The 3,330-nt window shown below is 41.2% G+C and carries 1 protein-coding gene and 1 pseudogene; both read right to left on the bottom strand.

From position 1 onward, the window contains the following. Positions 1 to 55: 55 nt before the first annotated feature. Positions 56 to 535, bottom strand: a complete 480-nt coding sequence (locus RM049_RS39155; protein WP_322708103.1) for an alpha/beta fold hydrolase — start codon at positions 533 to 535, stop codon at positions 56 to 58. 422 nt (positions 536 to 957) lie between these two features. After that, positions 958 to 3,330: pseudogene (locus RM049_RS39150) on the bottom strand (hypothetical protein); the annotation flags it as partial.

Genomic DNA, 3,330 nt, shown 5'->3' with positions numbered 1-3,330 from the left:
CTTGTCAACTCATCCGTATTATCTCGTAATCTTTTTCAAAAATCAAATAGGATTCTTATACACCTGATTTGCTTGGTGAACTAAACAACTTAGCTAAACCAGGAATTGTGGTCACTCGAAGCAGAAAATTAAGTTCTTTCCCTAGACCCGCACTGCCAACCAGAATTAGTCGATCAACTAATTGTGGGAAGTTCAACGTTAAAGTGAGTGCTACTCCACCGCCGGCAGAAGTTCCAATCAAATTTGCCTTGGGTATCTCTAAAACCTTCATGAAATCTCGCGTGAACTGAGCCATGAAGTCAAAGGTGTAATGAGCAGCATCGGGTTTATCGGATCGACCTGCACCCACCATATCAAACGCATAAACGCGATGATCTTTGGCTAATTCTTGGATATTGTACTTCCACAACTCAATGTAACCGCCACCACCATGAAGCAAAATGACCCTGCTGCCTGAATCTCCCGCTTGCCAATATCGGGTATTTACAGAGCCGACTTTGACATACTGATCTTGCAATTGTTCAGCTTGATTCATCTCAACCTTACCAAACTGTAACTTGGACTTCAATTTTCAACTTTTACCGATCTCTTCAAAATTATCTTAGGCTCAATACCTATTTGTTGAAGAAGGCAGAAGGCAGAAGGAACAATTGGGGCGGGGATTCAGACCCCGCCCAATTGTAAGCGCCGTGTAGAGACGGCGGGGTTTTAAACCCAAGTTCGGTTTGGTCACAGGCAGAGGACTGTTGCAGCATTCCCTTCTGCCTCCTGCCTCCGGGAGCTATGCCTTTCTTGATAAAATCGTTTATTTTCATTTGTGTTTGTTCAAATGTGAGAATACCTGTTAAAGAAAACTTCAAAAGCTTACCTCAGTAACCTGAGTCATGCATAATATAAATTCCTTAGCGACTTGATTCCAGAAGTGAAACGCCTTAAAAAGGCTATTTTAGGATAAATCTATCTTTGTAAGTCTATTTGTTGTGTTTGAGATTTAACTAATATTTTATCAATTTGACTATTCGCATCCTCAAAAGTTTGCAATATCTGTGGAGTTAGTTTATTAGTCTGCACCTGACCAGATTGTAAGTTGAAAACTACTTCTCCATTTTTCTGCGAAATAGTTAAATTCCTCTGCTGGGTATTGAAAGCCAAGTCATAAATCTTTCCCAAAACTTGAGTGCCATTTTCATTAGACTTACCCCAGACCATGCCAATCCTTTGAGCAATTTGAGTCAGCCGACTGATGGCAACAAGATCAAATGTATCTTTATTCATTACTGTCAACGCTTCGGCTGATAATTGCTCACCAGCTTTAAATTGATTGGCAACTTCCACAATGCGTTTTTTGTAATTTTCCGACTTCCCTAACTTATCTGCGGCATTGTACCAATTTCTCAAGTCATCAATAGTAACTGATTGAGTTTGGACTGTTTGGTTGGGTGCGGCTCTATTTTGCAGTTCAGGAAACGGGACTATTTTCCCGTCCACATAATCCCCCAACGGCTCTAGATGTAGTCCCCAGACCTGCCCTTTGCCTGTGAACAATTCTGGTAATGCTTTGAGTGAGTGCTTTTCCATGTCAGCCCATTGCTGTTGATAAACGGGGTCAGCAATCATATCAGGTGTGATTTGATACTGCTTACCCACTCGAAAGGCGACTTGCTTATCAATACCTGTCGCCAGAGCAATATCGCCTTCCTTAAACCCATACTGTTTGTAAGGCTCATAAGCTCTAGTAGTGTGAGTTCTGCCATATCCGCGCATGGCATCAATGCAAGTATTTACAGGTAGTGGGTTCGGCTCACCATGCATCATTAAAGGGTAGTTCATCGGAATCGGTTTGCCTTTGATGACAGGAGGGACGACATTTTGAACCTTTTGGTTTGGGTGGAATTGAGCGCTTTGTTGAGGCGGGGATTGTGCTGATTGTTCTGGTGGTTTCAAAAACTGCGGTCGTGTGGCAAGGGAGCTAACCAATTGTTGATACTCAAGAGTAGATTTAATCACAGCCCCAAATTTCTTGGTCATATTATCCAAACTTTTGGGAGGAATTGAGCTACTCACTAAGTTAAAGACCGTTAAACCTTTTTTAGTTTCCCTGATAACATCTTCTATTGGTACTTGTTGATATTCAACTTTTTGAGCAGTTAACCATTTAGTCACAGTCTCAGCTTTCTGGTTGTCAACAGCCAAGCCCATGACTCCAAGTTTTTTGTTTGATTGGGTAGAAAATAAGAAAGTTGGACGCTCTTTAATATGATGTAGAATTTTTGCACTACTATCAATCATATACAGTTGTTGAGGGTTAATTAATTGAGTCCCAAAGATAAGAAATTCCTTCGTCCATTTCTGCGGATATTCAACGGTCTTAGGGTCAATTTGAGCGCAAATAACAGAAAAATTACTTTCAATAATAGTGGGTGCGGGTGTAAGTTGTCCGGTTTTGAGCAATCCAAGCTGTCTGAGCGCGTCTTTGTCTTTCTTAAAATGTAATACCCCCAAGGGTTCACCATTGAGAAATACTGCATCTCTAGTTTTTAAAGGTGGCGTTTCGATAGTCAGTTTTCGGTAATCTCGATCCGAGAATGACTGACCAGAAAAATCATAAAAGTTGATTTTATTGATTTTGAGGAGATTACCATTTGGGGACTCACCCAGCACAAAAGCTTGATCTCCAGCTTCGGAGATAGAAGTGAGTTTTAACTTCAGGACATTATCATTTTTTAGGTAATCAACTTGTTTTAACTGTTCGACAGAATCACTGTCTAACTCCCCCAAAGTCAAAGCATCTAATTTAATTTTTACTGTTTTATCAGGAACTGGCACAGTACCAAATTCTAAATTTACGGGTTGGTCGTTAAAAACAAGTCTTGCGTAGGAGAAGTTCTTGAGTTCGCGGATGGTAATCTCAGTCGGCTCGTTTCCTGGTAGTCCAATAGTGGCCTTGGCAGTAGCGGGTTCCACGCCAACGAAATTAGCTTGTGCCTTTGTGCCAATCGGTAGCTGTCCAGTTCTAGTTGAGAGCATGGCGAATTCTTTATATTCGCCGTCAGTATCCTGTACAAATAACAGTCTGGAAACGTGGCGTTCGTGTCCCGGTGGGTGGTGGCTAGCCCTAATTTCTATCGTGTGTTTTTCGCTGGGATTCCAGTCTCGACCCAAAAATTGATTCGCTTCATTATTCAGCGTGACTAACTTTGGTTTAGTAAATTGCAATTCATTTAAGCGAGAAATAATCTCATTAGGGAAAGCAGCGAAGGCGAAATTGGAGACTTTTTCTAGTGTGGTAAAACTTACTAGAGAAGAGTAGAACTCCTGTAATCTTGACCT

Origin of the sequence: Nostoc sp. DedQUE04, from assembly GCF_034530995.1 — a bacterium.
GTDB lineage: Bacteria > Cyanobacteriota > Cyanobacteriia > Cyanobacteriales > Nostocaceae > Nostoc.
Note: the sequence above shows the minus strand (reverse complement) of the source record. Positions and strands in the feature narration are given on the sequence as shown.